This window comes from Ferrimonas sp. (assembly GCF_048263965.1).
In the GTDB taxonomy this organism is placed as follows: Bacteria; Pseudomonadota; Gammaproteobacteria; order Enterobacterales; family Shewanellaceae; genus Ferrimonas.
On record NZ_JBLXDO010000037.1, the window covers coordinates 1 to 13,221 of the forward strand.

General features: G+C 55.6%; 12 protein-coding genes and 2 tRNA genes. 6 read left to right on the forward strand and 8 right to left on the reverse strand.

Going from position 1 to position 13,221, the window contains the following annotated elements; all coding sequences use genetic code 11:
• Nucleotides 1-77 (forward strand) — tRNA-Asp (locus ACN0RV_RS19215).
• A 547-nt stretch (nucleotides 78-624) separates the two neighbouring features.
• Here ACN0RV_RS19215 and ACN0RV_RS19220 read toward each other — a convergent pair.
• From ACN0RV_RS19220 to ACN0RV_RS19235, 4 genes are all read right to left on the reverse strand, one after another.
• Nucleotides 625-1,473: a DNA ligase gene (locus ACN0RV_RS19220; protein ID WP_417350150.1), complete on the reverse strand. Its 849-nt coding sequence runs from the start codon at nucleotides 1,471-1,473 to the stop codon at nucleotides 625-627.
• A 79-nt stretch (nucleotides 1,474-1,552) separates the two neighbouring features.
• Entirely contained in the window at nucleotides 1,553-2,239 is a 687-nt protein-coding gene (locus ACN0RV_RS19225) for a DJ-1/PfpI family protein (protein ID WP_417350151.1), read from the reverse strand.
• Nucleotides 2,240-2,413: 174 nt separating this feature from the next.
• Nucleotides 2,414-3,874, reverse strand: a complete 1,461-nt coding sequence (locus ACN0RV_RS19230) for a hypothetical protein (RefSeq protein WP_417350152.1) — start codon at nucleotides 3,872-3,874, stop codon at nucleotides 2,414-2,416.
• Nucleotides 3,875-4,032: 158 nt separating this feature from the next.
• Nucleotides 4,033-4,197, reverse strand: a complete 165-nt coding sequence (locus ACN0RV_RS19235; protein WP_286341314.1) for a hypothetical protein — start codon at nucleotides 4,195-4,197, stop codon at nucleotides 4,033-4,035.
• A gap of 307 nt (nucleotides 4,198-4,504) precedes the next feature.
• On the opposite strand from ACN0RV_RS19235, the gene ACN0RV_RS19240 reads away from it, so the two are divergent.
• Nucleotides 4,505-6,235, forward strand: a complete 1,731-nt coding sequence (locus ACN0RV_RS19240) for a methyltransferase domain-containing protein (RefSeq protein ID WP_417350153.1) — start codon at nucleotides 4,505-4,507, stop codon at nucleotides 6,233-6,235.
• A 53-nt stretch (nucleotides 6,236-6,288) separates the two neighbouring features.
• A complete protein-coding gene (locus ACN0RV_RS19245) occupies nucleotides 6,289-6,582 on the forward strand; it encodes a hypothetical protein (protein WP_417350154.1) in 294 nt (97 codons plus the stop codon).
• A gap of 94 nt (nucleotides 6,583-6,676) precedes the next feature.
• Here the strand turns inward: ACN0RV_RS19245 and ACN0RV_RS19250 are convergent, their stop codons facing one another.
• The 3 genes from ACN0RV_RS19250 to ACN0RV_RS19260 all read right to left on the reverse strand — a co-directional run bounded on the left by ACN0RV_RS19250 (nucleotide 6,677) and on the right by ACN0RV_RS19260 (nucleotide 8,393).
• Nucleotides 6,677-7,249: a DUF3883 domain-containing protein gene (locus tag ACN0RV_RS19250; RefSeq protein WP_417350155.1), complete on the reverse strand. Its 573-nt coding sequence runs from the start codon at nucleotides 7,247-7,249 to the stop codon at nucleotides 6,677-6,679.
• Complete coding sequence (locus ACN0RV_RS19255; protein ID WP_417350156.1) at nucleotides 7,249-8,001, reverse strand: DUF3427 domain-containing protein; 753 nt, start codon at nucleotides 7,999-8,001, stop codon at nucleotides 7,249-7,251. Before ACN0RV_RS19255 ends, ACN0RV_RS19250 begins: the two co-directional genes overlap by 1 nt.
• A gap of 315 nt (nucleotides 8,002-8,316) precedes the next feature.
• Nucleotides 8,317-8,393: transfer RNA gene (locus ACN0RV_RS19260), tRNA-Ile, on the reverse strand.
• Between the two features lie 281 nt (nucleotides 8,394-8,674).
• On the opposite strand from ACN0RV_RS19260, the gene ACN0RV_RS19265 reads away from it, so the two are divergent.
• Complete coding sequence (locus ACN0RV_RS19265; protein ID WP_417350157.1) at nucleotides 8,675-9,118, forward strand: universal stress protein; 444 nt, start codon at nucleotides 8,675-8,677, stop codon at nucleotides 9,116-9,118.
• A 204-nt stretch (nucleotides 9,119-9,322) separates the two neighbouring features.
• Complete coding sequence (locus ACN0RV_RS19270) at nucleotides 9,323-9,769, forward strand: universal stress protein (RefSeq protein WP_417350158.1); 447 nt, start codon at nucleotides 9,323-9,325, stop codon at nucleotides 9,767-9,769.
• A 14-nt stretch (nucleotides 9,770-9,783) separates the two neighbouring features.
• Here ACN0RV_RS19270 and ACN0RV_RS19275 read toward each other — a convergent pair whose 3' ends face one another.
• Complete coding sequence (locus ACN0RV_RS19275; protein ID WP_417350159.1) at nucleotides 9,784-10,974, reverse strand: MFS transporter; 1,191 nt, start codon at nucleotides 10,972-10,974, stop codon at nucleotides 9,784-9,786.
• A gap of 279 nt (nucleotides 10,975-11,253) precedes the next feature.
• Between ACN0RV_RS19275 and ACN0RV_RS19280 the strand changes: the two genes are divergently transcribed.
• On the forward strand, nucleotides 11,254-12,492 hold the full coding sequence (locus ACN0RV_RS19280) for a GGDEF domain-containing protein (RefSeq protein ID WP_417350160.1): 1,239 nt from the start codon (nucleotides 11,254-11,256) through the stop codon (nucleotides 12,490-12,492).
• Nucleotides 12,493-13,221 lie beyond the last annotated feature (729 nt).

Here is a 13,221-nt window from a genome sequence, read left to right on the forward strand (position 1 = left end):
GGAGTGGTAGTTCAGTTGGTTAGAATACCGGCCTGTCACGCCGGGGGTCGCGGGTTCGAGTCCCGTCCACTCCGCCAACAAATCGAAGAAGCCTGAGTTAACGCTCAGGCTTTTTTCGTTTATCCGCTCGCGGAATCTGCTGCGCAGATTGGTCGCGGCACTGGCCGTGCGCGTTGAGTCCCATCACTCCGCCAACATTTTCGAAGAAGCCTGAGCTAACGCTCAGGCTTTTTTCGTTTCTGCTGTTTATAACTTCCAGGTTGCTTGGTCAGGTCAACGAAGCTCTCCCCGCCCCATACGCACAATCGTCTCCCTGGCGCAGGCCAGGGTCCAGTAGCTTTCTTTCGTCGCTTAAATCAAAGACTCTGGATACCGGCGTGCGCCGGCATGACGGTGCTGGGGGGAACCGCATTAGGTTGGAGTTAGACCTCCTGCGAACCTGAAACTGCGCAGAAGGCAGCAACAAAGCTCCGTACTTTCCTCACGCACAATCGTCTCCCTGGCGCACGCCAGGGTCCAGTGGCTTTCTTGAACCTCTTCAAAACCAAAGATTCTGAATACCGGCCTTCGCATGCATGACGCTGTTTCTGAGCCCCCCTTTTTCATGCGCTCCTCCAACGACCACTACAGCATTGGGTGACGGCGCATATAGCGGGCGAAGCGGGGGATGCCGCGTTCGGTCCGGCCGTTGTATCTGAAGGTGATCACCGATCCTACTTCAGGGGGCTTTAAGCGCTCGGCGTCGCTGAAGCCTGTGCCTATGCGAAACTTGATGCCGTCTGGGGTCTCCACCAGCAGCGAGCCCATCATGCCGGTGTATTTACCTTTACCGGGCAAATGGCTGAGCACCACCGCCTCGGCATCGGAATAGCTCTTGTATTTGATCAGGTTGCCGGTTCGACCCGGTAGGTAGGGATTGTCCTTATGGTGCAGCATCAACCCTTCACCGCCGCTGTTGGCGAGCTGCTCCAGGGTCGATTTCAGCTCCTCCTCGTTGGCTATGGGCCTCTGAGCGAGCACTTGGATGTGGGGCTGGCCTACGGCCTTGGCGATGGCTTGCAGGCGCTCATGGCGTTGCCAGAACGGCTGCATCACCCCGGGCATGTCGAACAGCTGAAGCTGTACTAAACGCCACTGCAGGTCATCAGGCTTCTGGTCGCGTACCACTGACAGCAGGGTTTCAAACTGACCCCGGCCTATCCACAGCTCTCCCTCCAACTCCAGGGCGGGCAGGTCGGCGGTAAACCACTGCGGCGCCTGTATGGGTTTGCCACTGCGAGAGAGTAACTGACTGCCGGTCCAGTAGGCGCGAACCCCATCGAGCTTCTCGCTGACCAGATATTGAGAGAGATCTATCTGGCCGTGATAGTTACTGGCCAGCATCAGCTTGGGTTCCAGGGCGCCGGCCGTGAAGGGATAGTGGCCAAAGGCGAGAGTCAGCCCCAGAGCCAGGGCCAATGAGTGCTGCTTCATAGAGACCTCCATGTCCGCTGTGGCTTTCGCTCCTTGAAAGCCTGTTTGTCAGTGTAGCCGGGTCATGGAGGTGTACGCGTCAGAGCGGCGATATCTCAACGGCGAAGGGGTCATTGTCTGCATCACTGTTCCATTGGTACTCGGCAAGGTTGGCGATGCGCTTGGCTTCCTTCTCACCCCGGTAGAGACGAATCAGTTCCAGGGCGGCGTCGGTGCCGGCGGAGACACCGGAAGAGGTGATGTACTTGCCCTGATTGACCCAGCGGGCCCGTGGTTGCCACTGTACCTTGGCATTAAGGTGAGTCGCCCAGGCGTAGGCCTGTTTGTTGGTGGTGGCAGATACGCCATCAAGCAGCGGTGTACTCGCCAACAGGGCGGAGCCGGTGCAGACGGTGAACACCTTGGCAGACACCTGGCACTGCTGGGTTATCCAGGTCAGCAGCTCCTGGTCATTCACCAGCTTACGGGTGCCCAGGCCTCCGGGAATGAGGAACAGGTCGCAAGGGTGCACCTGGTCCATGGACAGATCGCTGACCACCTTGGGCCCCTGGTAGCTGCGGGTAATGGAACGACTGCCCACCAACTCGATGGTGCAGCCCTCCATGTGCCCCAGCATCTCTACCGGACCGTGCAGATCCAGAGTCTCATAGTCGTCGAACACCAGGGCGATGACCCGAAACTGCCTGTGATCGGCCGAGGCATACAGCGGCAGGGAAGCAGAAGTGGCTACGGCCAAGCTGGCAGAGATAAATTGTCTTCTATTCATAGAGTTGCCCAGTGTGCAGAGGGTATCCACATACTAGGCAAACGCAGGGTGAACACCAGAGGCCAGGGTCATGTTCCTGGCAGTTGTGCCGGTGAAAGTGTGAGCGGCTGTGTTGTTGTGGTCAGATGTTACGCAGGGGTAAGGCGGCTCCTTAATTCGGAGCCGCCATGTTAGTCAGTCGCGACCACACTGATCACCCTGAACAAAGCTCTGCAATACCAGAGGGCCGAACTGGTCCCCGGTATTCAGCGGCAGTGAACAGGAGGTGTGGATGTCCAGGGTCTGCATGGTGCCGTTCACCTGCAGCAGCAGCTTGGTTTGCGGCGGCAGTCGTCCTGCACGTCCACCGGTACCGTCGGCCACCACGGTCACGGCACCGCCCAGGGAGACCATGGGTGTGGTGACAGCGATGTCTCTCTGGGTGTCACCCAGGTTGAACTTGTGGGCAAAGGTGGTGACGCTCACCGGCTCGGCGAAGTTAAGGTCGCCCATACACTTGAACTCTTCACCCTGATCGTTATCGGATGCGGCGCAGCTGCCCCCTACATAGGTAAAGGTGATCGCTTTAGGCCGACATTCACACACGTTCTCTACTGGAGTCGGAGTCGTCAGGCCTGCAGCTAGCCACACGAAGGAGGCCGGATCGATGGTCTTGGAGCCGTCTGGGTTCAACACGCTCAGGGGATCCACATAGGGGTCGGTCTCGGAGAGGATTTCCACCTCCACGTAATCCACGCCAGCGGGGATGGGCACCATCTTCAGATAGTCGTCCCACTCCTCACCGCGGTTGCTCATCAGCGCATTGGCATCGCGAATCTCATCGGCCGGATCGCCGCCGGGGCGAATGACCACCACTGAGGGGCGGTCGTCGCCGGTCTGACCGCTGCCTTCGACACTGGAGACAAACATGGAGAGAGCAGCGAAGCGCTCAACACTGGCGGGCTCAAACTGGAAGCGCACCGGTACGGTAGAGCCTAGGGTCTCGGAGAACTTGTCGGTGCCCGGGTAGTTGCGTTCCCACCAGGCGGCATCGTGGCCATCGAGCAGCTGCACGCCATCGCCAGAGTCGTCGGAGTAGATCAGCAGCACACCGGCACCGTTACGGCCATCGTCACCGAAGTTGGGGTCAGGCAGGGCAATCTGGTCCAGGCCGGAGATCAGCAGGGTGTTGCTGCCGGGTTGAATCAGGTTGAGATCGGTGATGTCGGCGCGGATGGTAGCGCTGTAGGCGTTGTAGAACGCCAGGTCGGGCGAGCCGCCGAAGCCTTCGACGTACTCGCCAATTATCTGGCCGGTCACCATGTTGGCAAAGCCATCGCCCATGCGCTCTACGTCGATGTCGACGTCGTAGGCGGTGTCTTCATCGAACACCTGCCAGTAGAGCAGCACCCGCTCGATGGTTTCGCCAGGGTTCAGGTCGATGGTGATGCTGCCGGGCAGGGCCGGCAGGGTATGCAGACCGGTCCCCGAGATGCGTATTTTGTTGCCGTTGAGCTGGGCATCGATGATCGCCTGGCTGCCCACGGCGGGCAGCAGCATCTCATTGCCTTCGGCATGGAGGTTGGTGCTTAAGCAGAGGGAGAACAGTGTTGCCGTCAGCGATAACTTATTCATTCGTGGTAGCGCCGGTTTCATAGCAAACTCCTGTGGCTGGTTATAACAACCATGGTCAGAGAGATAAGGAGTATAGGCAGGAAATGGCGCAAGCTCAGGAAAGTTCAGCTTTAATCTAAGGCAAGAGGTGCTTCAGAATAAGAAAGGCACTGTAGAACAGTGCCTTTTCTCTGTTGCCCCTAGGCAATGACTTTCGATGTAATTCGGTCTTCGGTTCGACGCCCGGTCAGGTGCCGGCGATCTCCCTTCTCGTCTTCAAATCGAACTTCCCCGCGACGCTCCATATGGCTGCGGCGATCTTTTTCCCGGCGTTCACGGTCACCGGCTTTTTCTCCATGGCTCATGTATGGCTCTCCTTCAGTGATCATACCTAAGTTATAGGAGAGCCTGCAGGATTCGGCCAATGGCAAAAAAAGACCCGGCCGTATGGGCCGGGGGGATTCTGAGTGCGAGGAACGCTAAGGGTGACGTCACACACTTTCAGACTAGCTCTAATTGTGTGTCGGTGTGCGTCCCGGTGGTAACAAGGTGTTGCTGCAGTTTGGCTAAATTTGCACATCATTATTTGGTGTAAGTCACTGGAAAATAGTGCCAATTACCGTAGATTGGGAGTTTGTACTCTCTGCCGTATATCGTCGCGAGCCTGTAGGAATGGATGCCCTAACCGCCAAGTTTTACGAAACCAACGCCGAATCGTTGGCGACCAGCTATGACAGCGTGTCATTCAAGCAGGTGCACAAAGCCTGGGAGAGCTTCTGGCCGAATGAAAGCTGCCAGGATCTGTTTGCCTTAGACATTGGCGCGGGGAGTGGTCGTGATGCCAAATGGCTGGCAGAGCGAGGCGCGCAAGTGGTTGCGGTAGAGCCGACCGCAGCACTCAAAACCATAGGCAAGCTCAATACCCAAGACCTACCGGTGAATTGGATAACGGACTCGCTGCCGGACTTTGCCGAGGTCACTAAGCTGGGGATGCGGTTCGACCTCATTCTGGCCAGTGCGGTGTGGATGCACATTGCCCCCTCTGAGCGTGCCCGCGCCTTTCGCAAAATGGCCAACCTGCTTAATCCCGGTGCCCAACTGATCATCTCCCTGCGTCATGGCGACTTTGAAGACAGCCGCAGTGGCCATGCCGTGTCGGCTGAGGAGTTGGAGAAGTTGGCCAGGCATCACGGCTTGGTGATGAAGCTGGCCACCGAGAAACAAAGTGATGAGCTGGGGCGCAGTCAGGTTACCTGGCAGACCGTTGTAATGAGCAAGCCAGAAGACGGCAGCGATAACCTGGCCACCATCCGTCAGGTGATCCTCAACGACAGCAAGTCTGCCACATATAAGCTGGCCCTTCTGAGAACGCTCCTTCGTATCGCCGACGCGCATCCTGGCTGTGTTCTTGATCGCAGTGACTGCAAGGTGGCGATTCCTGTGGGGCTGGTGGCGCTCTATTGGACTCGCCAATTTATGCGTTTGTGCAATATCGGCGGCTTACACCAACATCCTTTGACCAATGAGAAGCTTGGTTTTATCAAGAAGGGGTGGATTGCGTTGGCGCAGCGTCATCTGGGTCCGGATGACCTGATGGTGGGGGCCTTTCTCAATCAAGAGGAAGCTGAAGCCCTAAAAGCAGCCTTTCAGGATGTTCTCAAAACCATCAAGGAGGGGCCGGTCACTTTCACCTACCGGGGGGACCGGTCTCGGCCCTTGTTTGCCATAGATCGCAGTATCCATCGCAGCAAAGGCGCCGTGCTTCTCGATAATCACTACTTCGCCAGTTACGGCAGTTTCATTCTGGAAGAGAGCTTATGGGATTGTCTAAGGACCTACCACAGCTGGATTGAGCCCTTGGTGACCCAAGAGTGGGTCCGTGAAATGCGGCGCTACAAGTGCAACCAGCAGCAGGAGTTGCGCACAGATAACCCGGTAACCCTCGGCGATTACTATGAGCATCTCAAGTGGGTGGATGCTAAGCATGATACCAGTGCCATTCGGGACAAGATGGTGTCCTTGCATCAGGAGGGCTACCCACTGAAGAGTGTCTGGAGTGGCCAATCGGTGAGTCCCCAGAGCGCCCACGTCGATCACTGCCTTCCCTTTGCCCATTGGCCTAACAACGATCGCTGGAATCTGCTGCCCGCAACGGCCAGAGAGAACACCAGCAAATCCGACAAGCTGCCCAACACAAAGAGATTGAATCAGTCACGAACACGAGTGCTTGAGTGGTGGCAAGCGGCATTCCAGGAGGATGGAGAGCGGAATCAGTTCTTTGCTCAAGCACAGGTATCTCTGCCAAGCCTTCCCGCTGGCTGCAGAGAGTTTGATGCAGTTTACGAGGCGATGGGGCTGCAAAGTGCTGGGTTGAAAAGTCGGCTGCTGTTGAGTGAGTGGTGAGCTTTTCCCAGTGAGTAGTTAACTGCTATGAGTAGTGTGATAGGAGTAAGAGAATGAAGTTAGTTGGAAAGTGGATATTCCCTCTAGTTGTTTGGTTGGCTTGTTCTGCCCAAGTGTTGAGTGCAAATGAGCTGCTTAGTAATGAGGGTGAGCGAGATTCATTGGTTGTTCAGCTTCAGCAATCATTGCCTACACTGAATGTAGCTAATAAGGAAAGCGAGATTGTAGATTTGGCATTAAGTAAGAAATGCTGCAAAATTTGCAAGAAAGGTAAAGCATGCGGTGATAGCTGCATTAAAAAATCTTACACCTGTACTAAACCGAAAGGTTGTGCTTGCAATGGTTAGTTGAGATGTCTTAAATACACTCAAAGGCACTGGAGCTTGTAGATACAACCTCCAGTGCATTATTCCTTAAGGGTTATATTTCCCAGAAACAAAACTAGTTTTTGTTCTTTGCTATTGCCTTGTACGAATTTGCTTCGAGCATCAAGGATTCGTCAGCAGGTCCTCGTAATTTGAAAAAGCAGATCTCTTCTGAGTTTGAGCCATAATTAAATAAGCGATAAATCCAATAAGATTGTCCGTACTTTTTAGAACGCTCAACTTCATTACTTGAAATGTAGAAAGGTGTTTGGCTAGATTTACGAGTTGTCTTTACTTCAATATACTTGGGTTGCCCCTTATCATCGAAGGATAGCAGGTCATAACCTGCTGCAGAGTCAGTTAGAGCAATGTGTTCAACTCGATCTGCAAGATCATTTCGACCTGCATCTTGAAGCAACTTCTTCTCATGTTTAAGTACTAACTCCTCGCCTCTTAGGCCAAGCTCTCTATTGTGCTCCTGTATTTGAGCCCAGTTTGGCGCACTCACGGTGCTAGGGGGGAGATTGTTTCTGAAGCTACTCGATGACGGAACATCTTGTTCTTTGAGGTGTACGTTTTCTGGTAATGGCAACAAAGGTTTATAAGTCGATATCAGAGGAGGTCTAAGTTTCAACTGTATCTCTTCCATTAACTCCTTTTTAATGGCCAACAGAGAATTTGCCATTGTAGGTGAACCGGATGATTAGATGAAGGATCCCAGTCTTGAAGAGCTAGCGGCCCAAAATATGTATAATCCTCGCTTTTTTGTGCTCGTACGAAAAGATAAATGTTGTTTTGGTTGTGGTTGTGCTGTACGAGATGCTGGATAACCTCAGAATCTTGGTTATGTTGATTTTGAGATTTCCAAAGCAAATAACCGTCTTCGGTGATAGCATCGTCGTAGTCGTTACCGTCATATTGTGACAAGGTTACGAAGAGAACAAAGTCATTTGATTCTGTTTTCACCCTAATGATGCCATGGAGACCCCAATGTCCGGCACCAGATTTAAAATGTGTCTTTGGAGATAGAATATTACACACCTGTTTCCTAGTGTAGGCGTGATGGATGTTAAGGCTTTTACTTTCTGTTTTGGGTTTGATTTTGCTTCCAAGAGCTCGCAGAATATCAAAACACTCTGAATTCTCTCCTCCGGTAAAGTGACGAGAAAGGACGCTCTGCCCTAAGTGCTTACTAGCAGCAAGGCCAAAGATGGCTTTGGGAGGGTATGCTTTATTGTTAGCGATAAGGTCATAGCCAGTAGACTGGTGATAAGACTTAATGTTTCCTTCTAAATGCTCATACTCAGCAATGGCCTCTTGGATATCATCATAAGTGAGACTTCGAAGGAGCCTTTTGAGACCTTTGATTCTTCCTGATTTCCTTAATTTGAACTCTTCCATGTTGTGTTTGTTATCTACGCAAAAGATCCATTTTTAGATACTTGCATATACGCAAGTGACTGTTCGATGTCATCGATCACACAATTGACTGAAATACCTAACTTTTATGTCGATTGTCAGTGGCTGTGCTTTGGGGCTGAGAGTACCTTAAGGAGCGAGTAGGTATTCCAAAATCTGGCAGAGACTGGTAGCAGAAGGGGCTTTGTTGATGAGAGTGCTCAGTTCGGTGCTCGGTAGTTAGCCAGTGAGCGTCGAGTAGTCTTTATATAGAAACGAAAAAGGCGCCAGGATCTCTCCGTGCGCCTTTTCGAAATATGGTGGCCCCTGGGGGACTTGAACCCACGACCAAGCGATTATGAGTCGCCTGCTCTAACCAACTGAGCTAAGGGGCCTAATTGTTTTGGTCAGGTTTGCACCCAACTAGGCCGATGAGTATATCCAAGGGCGCAAGGCTTGTCATCCGCCTGAACCTTCCACCGGTGCGTTTGGCTAAGAAAACGCCATGCCGTCAAGCCGTTTCACATGAACAAAGGTCCTGTGAAGTAGGGGGAGAGGTTGATGGAGATCATGGTTGGGTCGTTGGGGCTATGGTGCTATGGAACTGTGGCGAAAGATTCGCCAATGGAGTGCCTATCAAGGCACGGCCCACCAGGAGCGCAGAAGGAGAGTCAGGATGAAAGCGTATAAAAAAGTATTGATTCCGTTAGATTTCCACAGCGACAACGACCAAATCATCGCTAAGGGTAAGGCCTTGGCCGAAATTAATGGCGCCAGTGTGTACTTGCTGCACGTCAATGAGCCGATGGCCGGCATCTACACCTTTGAAGCCGTGAGCTTCGGCGATGAACTGGAAGCCTTTAAAGACAAGATCCGCAGTGAATCCCACGTACGTCTGGGCAACTTTGCCGAGGAGATGGGCGTTGGTGATGCCGAGCAGCTGATCCGCGAAGGTAAGGCGGCCACCGAGATTGAAGATGTGGTTCGCGAACTGGACATCGACTTGATTGTGATGGGGACTCATGGGCACTCCGGCCTGCAGCGTCTGCTGGGTTCCACCGCCAACACTGTCCTGAACCACGTTGATTGCGACGTGCTGACCGTGCGTATCCGCGAATAGGTGTCGTGCTGGTGCCTTGATTGGGTGATTGCGAGTGAACAGAGAGCGGGCCAAGGTCCGCTCTTTTGTATCTAGGCCAGGGAGAGTGGCTTGGCTTCGAGTCAGTGAAACTTTGGCCCTTCACCTACAATTAGTAGGGATAAGCTGAGTTTCTGAGCCGGGCTTCAACCAAGGCCCGAAGCGAGTGAAAAAGGGAGGCTGACTATGTGTAACTATAAGAAGGTACTCATTCCGCTAGATTTTCACGACGATAACGAGCGGCTGGTGGCCAAGGGCAAGCGCATTGCCGCCGACAACAATGCCGAACTCTTCCTGCTGCATGTGGACGAGTCGCTGTCCGATCTCTATCTGTTTGAGGCGGCCAGCTTCAGTGGTCACCTGAAGGAGTTTAAGCAGGATCTCAATCGCCGCTCCCAGGAGAAACTGGCGCAACTTGGCGGGGATCTGGGTGACAAGCACCTGCTGGTTCGAGAGGGCAAGGCCCCCGGTGAGATTGAGAAGGCGGTGAAGGAGCTGGATATCGACCTGCTGGTGATGGGCTCCCACGGCCATTCCGGTCTGCGTCGCCTGCTGGGCTCCACCGTGAATGTGGTGCTCAACCATGTGAAGTGTGACGTACTGACCGTACGCACCAAGGAGCTGGATGCCTAGAGGGCGAGCCTTAATCAGGCGGTCGATTCAACTCGAGCGCGCAGTTGCAGTTTGTGCGCCAGCAACACCACCAGGGCGTAGCTGACCAGGCTGCTGGCCACCACCAGCGGCCAACCTCCCAATTGCCAGATGGGCAGCAGCACGAATCCGCCCAGGCTGGCCCCCAGATAGTAGTGCACCAGATAGAGAGAGCTGGCTTTGGCCCGCTCTCTGGTGGCCTGTTTGCCCACCCAGGAGTAGGCCAGGCTGTGCACCTGGAAAAAACCCACCGAACACAGCAGCAGCCCCAGAACGATCACCGACAGATCGTGGGACAGGGTGATCACCGTGCCCATGATCAGGAACAGGGCGCCGGTTTGCATTCCCGCCGGGGCGGTGTAGTAACGCAACCAGCGGCCGGAGAGCTGGGCGGAGACGCTGCCCGCCAGATAGGTGCAGAACAGCAGGGAGAGCTGGGCGGTGGTCAGGTTCCAGGGGGCCTGGGACAGCTGGAAGCCGAGCACGGTAAACAGGTTGACGAAGGTACCGAAGGTGATGCCGGCGATCAGGAAGGCGGGTTGCAGCTGCTTGTTGTGCAGATGGTCCATCAGTCCGTGCCAGGCGCATTTCAGCGATGGAGTGACACTCTGAAAGTTCTGCTGCCTGGGCAGCATCCACCACAGCATCAGGGCGGCGGCGCAGCTCAGCACCACCAGGGTGATGAAGGGCACCTGCCAGCTGTCGAACTGGCTGGCCAGGCCACCCACCAGTCGGCCGCTGAGGCCGCCCACGGCGTTGGCAGCCACATAGCTGCCCATGGCTGCGGGCAGCCGGGCGGCGCCGATCTCTTCCGACATCCAGGCGGCGGCCACCGCCACAAAGCCAGCCAGCATCACGCCGTGGAGGATGCGCAGGGCGATGAACCACTCCACCTGGTTGCTGGTGAGAATCGCCAGGTTAATGAGCGGCAGGCTGGCCAGGGAGAGCAGCATGATGGGGCGTCGGCCCAGGGCGTCGGAGAGCATGGCCCAGGGGATCAGCGACAGGGCCAGGGCCAGCGGGGCACCGGCGTGCAGCCAGTTGGCGGTGGAGGCGTCCAGGCCGAAGGTGTCGGCCAGCTGCGGCAGCATAGGCTGAGCCACATACAGGTTGCAGAACACCACCATGGCCGCCAGGGTAAGGGCGGTCAGGGCACGGTAGTAGTTGCGTCCGTCCAGATGAGCCATGGGAGTAACCGGGTGCGAAATCTGCCGTCAGCATACTCCTGTGAAAAGGCGCGGAATAATACAAATCATCAATGAAGTCTTAATCGATGCCGAGGACAGCCGGTTCCGCTGGTGATTCCTTTTTGCGGTGGGCCTTCAGACCCGGACGAAAGGTGTCGCTTTTGTGTCCTATTGATGACATGTGGGTGACCATCTGTCGGGGTCTGAATATACGGGGGCGCTCCTTAACGCACTCACTTTGGTGCAGGCCAAAGGGTGGGACACGGAGCATTGGAAGCGATGTCTCATCGTCAATTACAGCTGGGCCTGGCGCTGTTGATGCTGGTGGTGGCAGCCATATTGCCCGACTGGCAAACCCGGGTGGGTGTGGGGGTACGCTGGCTGCTGGTGTACCTGCCCTGGATACTGCTGGGCGCCGCCGGGGTGACCGCCTACATCTATGGGCTGAAGAAGTTCAGCCTGATGGTGTTGCTGTGCCTGGTGCTCTACACCGTGTGTCGCAACCATCTGATGGTGCTGCAGCCCGGTCATAACAGTGAACTGCTGTTCTGGGAGCTGTGCCTGCTGACCCCGCTGCTGATCTTCCTCTACGACCAACTGCCGGACCACTGGCTGTTCGACGGTTACTACCTGGCTACGCCCCTCTCCCTGGCTCCCTGCGGATTGCTGTTGTGGCTGCACCAGTATTCGCCGGACCTTGAGCGCAGGATGCTGGAGTCGCTGATGGACGGGCTGGGAGGGTACCCGGCCCCCTGGCTGGCGCTGCTGCTGATTGTGCTCTACCTCGGCATCTGTGCCCTGACCCAGTACCGCAACCAGGATAAGGGGGACTCCGCCGCCCTGCTGTGCCTGAGTGCCCTGGCACTGCTGTTCAGCAACTACGACATCTCCGGTTTCTCCTCCCTGGTGTTCACCTACCTGGGGTTGGCGCTGTGGACCCTGCTGCTGTTTCATGGATTTCAGGTGGTCTATTACGACCCTCTGACCGAAATCCGTAATCGCCGCCGCCTCAGTGCGGTGCTGAGTGGCCGAGGCGGGCGCTATCAGCTGGCCATGGTGGACATCGACCACTTCAAGCGTTTCAACGATACCTTTGGTCATGACGTCGGCGATCATGTGTTGAGGATGGTGGCTCAGAGGCTGAACCGCATCGGTGCGGGTGGAGTGGCGTTTCGTTACGGCGGTGAGGAGTTCACCATTCTGTTTCCCACGGCGGACCGGGCTACCTGCCTCGCCGCCCTGGCTGAGGTGCGCATGTCCATTGCCGCCTATCCGTTTCGCATCCGTTCCCCTGAGTCCAAGGGCAGAGTAGGGCGCCTGGGCGCCGGAGGGGCAGAGGTGCCGCCACAGCCCATCACGGTGTCCATTGGCCTGGCCCAGGCTGAGCCCAGTGATGCCAGTTTTGAAGATACCATCAAGCGTGCCGACATCGCCCTGTATGAGGCCAAGGAGGCGGGGCGCAACTGCATTCGCACCGATGCCATGGTAGGCCGCAGCGCCCGCAAGAGTGCGGCTTAGCAGCGTCATTGTGGCGAACGCCGCGATCCAGTGTCTGTGGTTTTCGGCGGCCTCGAGCAGGAAAGTCACTGGACCCCGGCGTGCGCCGGGGAGACGATTGTGCGTGTGGCAGCCAAGGTACGTTGTAGTGGCCAGCGGAGGTGGCTGTAGGTGGGCGTAGAGTATGCTCTTTGCCTTAGTGTCAGGTTCGCAGGGCGCTCATTCAATGTCATAGGGTTGCCCCTCGCACCGTCATTGTGGCGAACGCCGCAATCCAGAGTCTTTGACTTGGGGGAGGCACAGGAAAGCCACTGGACCCCGGCGTGCGCCGGGGAGACGATTGTGCAATAGGATAGGGGATCACTTCGTCGCTGTTTTTAGTTGAAGCTGCAGATTCGCAGAGGTTCTATTCATTGCTATTTGGTTCCCCTTAGCACCGTCATTGTGGCGAACGCCGCAATCCAGCGTCTGTGGTTTTAGTCGGGATTCGAGTAGGAAAGCCGCTGGCCCCCGGCGTGCGCCGGGGAGACGGGAGGGGTGTCATTGTGGCGAATACCGCAATCCAGTGTCTGTGGTTTTAGGTGGGCCCGAGTAGGAAAGTCACTGGACCCCAGCGTGCGCGATGTATGGACTCCTCCCTCCCCTAAGGGGCTAGAGTTAAGTCACCACAACCGCTCTAACAGCGAAAGGAGCCCATACATGCTTAACCTTAATATCATCGGCATCGACCTGGCAAAATCTTCTTTCCAA

Bases quoted from the DNA above. Each gene is read 5' to 3' on its own strand.
- ACN0RV_RS19220 (WP_417350150.1), bottom strand. From the start codon at position 1,473: ATGAAGCAGCACTCATTGGCCCTGGCTCTGGGGCTGACTCTCGCCTTT.
- ACN0RV_RS19225 (WP_417350151.1), bottom strand. From the start codon at position 2,239: ATGAATAGAAGACAATTTATCTCTGCCAGCTTGGCCGTAGCCACTTCT.
- ACN0RV_RS19230 (WP_417350152.1), bottom strand. From the start codon at position 3,874: ATGAAACCGGCGCTACCACGAATGAATAAGTTATCGCTGACGGCAACA.
- ACN0RV_RS19235 (WP_286341314.1), bottom strand. From the start codon at position 4,197: ATGAGCCATGGAGAAAAAGCCGGTGACCGTGAACGCCGGGAAAAAGAT.
- ACN0RV_RS19240 (WP_417350153.1), top strand. From the start codon at position 4,505: ATGGATGCCCTAACCGCCAAGTTTTACGAAACCAACGCCGAATCGTTG.
- ACN0RV_RS19245 (WP_417350154.1), top strand. From the start codon at position 6,289: ATGAAGTTAGTTGGAAAGTGGATATTCCCTCTAGTTGTTTGGTTGGCT.
- ACN0RV_RS19250 (WP_417350155.1), bottom strand. From the start codon at position 7,249: ATGGAAGAGATACAGTTGAAACTTAGACCTCCTCTGATATCGACTTAT.
- ACN0RV_RS19255 (WP_417350156.1), bottom strand. From the start codon at position 8,001: ATGGAAGAGTTCAAATTAAGGAAATCAGGAAGAATCAAAGGTCTCAAA.
- ACN0RV_RS19265 (WP_417350157.1), top strand. From the start codon at position 8,675: ATGAAAGCGTATAAAAAAGTATTGATTCCGTTAGATTTCCACAGCGAC.
- ACN0RV_RS19270 (WP_417350158.1), top strand. From the start codon at position 9,323: ATGTGTAACTATAAGAAGGTACTCATTCCGCTAGATTTTCACGACGAT.
- ACN0RV_RS19275 (WP_417350159.1), bottom strand. From the start codon at position 10,974: ATGGCTCATCTGGACGGACGCAACTACTACCGTGCCCTGACCGCCCTT.
- ACN0RV_RS19280 (WP_417350160.1), top strand. From the start codon at position 11,254: ATGTCTCATCGTCAATTACAGCTGGGCCTGGCGCTGTTGATGCTGGTG.